At 54.9% G+C, this 2,606-nt stretch carries 2 protein-coding genes; both read left to right on the top strand.

Annotated features, from left to right (window positions below; translation table 11 throughout):
• On the top strand, positions 1-2,076 hold a 2,076-nt coding region (locus IKE44_RS09770; RefSeq protein WP_287465755.1), incomplete at its 5' end, for a nitrate reductase subunit alpha.
• Positions 2,066-2,606 (top strand): nitrate reductase subunit beta (locus tag IKE44_RS09765; protein ID WP_483299808.1); only part of this gene is annotated, 541 nt, incomplete at its 3' end. The genes IKE44_RS09770 and IKE44_RS09765, both read left to right, overlap by 11 nt.

The raw sequence follows: 2,606 nt of genomic DNA, 5'->3' as shown, positions 1-2,606 counted from the left end.
CATTGGTTCAACTCCGATACGATTTACCGCGCCGTCTTGAACCTTGTCTTGTTCGTCGGCGCCCAAGGGGTGAATGGCGGCGGTTGGGCCCATTACGTCGGGCAGGAAAAGCTGCGGCCGGTGGAAGGATGGCAGACAATCGCCACCGCTCGCGACTGGGTCGGACCAGCGAAATTGCAAAACGGCACGTCATTCTTTTACTTTGCGACCGACCAATGGCGCTATGAAGAGCGGCCGGTCGATGAGCTCATCTCACCGCTGGCCAAAAAAGCGCGCTATTCACACCCTGGCGATTACAACGTCTTGGCCGCGCGGCTTGGCTGGCTGCCGTCGTACCCGACGTTTAACAAAAACGGCATCGAGCTGTATAACGAAGCAGTAAGCCATGGAGCCCGCACGCCGGAAGAGATCGGCGCCTACGTCGCGAAACAGCTGAAAAAGAAAGAATTGCAGTTTGCGATCGAAGATCCGGACAACGAGGCGAATTTTCCGCGCAACTTGATCGTCTGGCGCGCCAACTTAATCTCAAGCTCCGGCAAAGGGCACGAATACTTCTTAAAACATTTGCTTGGCACGACGAACGGCTTGTTAAACGATGACCGCGACAGCCTGCGCCCGGAAGAAATCCGCTGGCGCGATGAAGCGCCGGAAGGCAAGCTTGATCTGCTTGTCAACTTGGACTTCCGCATGGCCGGCACAGCGCTCTACTCCGATGTCGTCCTGCCGGCAGCGACATGGTATGAAAAACATGACTTAAGCAGCACGGATATGCATCCGTTCATCCATCCGTTCAATCCAGCCGTGCCTCCGCTCTGGGAAGCGCGCTCGGACTGGGATATTTTCAAATCACTCGCGAAAGCCGTATCTGATGTCGCCAAACAAGCCGGCTTAAAGCCAATGAAAGAAGTCGTCGCCACTCCGCTGTTGCACGATACGGCGCAAGAGCTGGCGCAGCCGTTCGGTGAAGTGAAAGACTGGAGCAAAGGCGAAACTGAACCGATTCCGGGCAAAACGATGCCGAACATTCACGTCATTGAACGCGACTATACCCTTCTTTACGACCAAATGACCGCCTTAGGTCCAAATGTCGCCCGCCAGCCGATCGGCACAAAAGGGATTGCCTGGTCAGCGAAAGACGAGTATGAACAGTTGAAACGCCGGCTCGGCACTGTCCGGCGCGCTTCCATCGCCGACGGCTGCCCGGATATCAGCGAAGCGAAAAAAGCGGCTGAAGCGATTTTGACGCTGTCATCAACTACAAACGGCAAAATGGCGGTGAAAGCGTGGGAGGCGCTTGAGAAAAAGACGGATTTGAAATTGGCCGATTTAGCGAAAGAACGCGAGGAAGAATGCTTTACGTTTGAACAAATCACCGCCCAGCCGAAAACGGTCATCACCTCGCCGGCGTTCAGCGGCTCGGAAAAAGGCGGGCGGCGCTACTCGCCGTTTACGACGAACGTCGAACGGCTCATCCCGTGGCGGACGTTGACCGGCCGGCAGTCGTTTTACATCGATCATGAACTGATGCACGAGTTTGGCGAAACGATGGCGACGTTCAAGCCGGTGTTGCCGCACCGTCCGTTTTCAAACAAACGCCCGAAAGAAAACGGAAAGGAAGTCATCTTGAACTATTTGACGCCGCATAACAAATGGTCGATCCACAGCATGTATTTCGACTCCTTGCCGATGTTGACGCTTTTCCGCGGCGGGCCGACCGTGTGGATGAACAAAGATGATGCGGCCGAAGCCGGCATCAACGACAACGACTGGATCGAATGTTTCAACGAAAACGGCGTCGTCGTCGCCCGCGCCGTCGTCTCCCACCGGCTGCCGCGCGGCATGGCGTTTATGCACCACGCGCAAGACCGCCATATTAACGTGCCGGGCACGAAGCTGACAAACAACCGCGGCGGCACACACAACAGCCCGACGCGCATCCACGTAAAGCCGACGCATATGATCGGCGGATATGCACAGTTAAGCTACGGTTTCAACTATTACGGACCGACGGGCAACCAACGCGACCTGTACGTCGTCATCCGCAAACTCGAGGAGGTTGATTGGCTTGAAGATTAAAGCGCAAATCGGAATGGTGATGAATTTGGACAAATGCATCGGCTGCCATACGTGCAGCGTCACGTGCAAAAACACATGGACGAACCGCCCCGGCGCTGAATACATGTACTTTAACAACGTTGAAACGAAACCCGGAATCGGCTATCCGAAACAATGGGAAAACCAAGAGAAGTATAGAGGCGGCTGGGAGTTGAAAAACGGCGAACTGCGGCTCAAATCCGGCTCGAAAGCGATGCGGCTCGTCAACTTGTTCTACAATCCGTACCAGCCTACGATCGACGATTACTACGAACCGTGGAATTACGACTATGAAACGTTGACGAACAGCCCGCTAAAACAATACCAGCCAGTGGCGCGGCCGAAATCAAGCATCACCGGCGAATGGATGGAGCTGTCATGGGGGCCGAACTGGGAAGACGATCTGGCCGGCGTCCATATCACCGGTTTGCGTGATCCGAACGTTGTCAAAATGGAGCAGGCGATCCAAACGGAATTTGAGAATGTCTTTATGATGTACTTGCCGCGCATTT

Source organism: Geobacillus sp. (assembly GCF_017515625.1).
Taxonomy (GTDB): Bacteria; Bacillota; Bacilli; order Bacillales; family Anoxybacillaceae; genus Geobacillus; species Geobacillus stearothermophilus.
Note: the sequence above shows the minus strand (reverse complement) of the source record. Positions and strands in the feature narration are given on the sequence as shown.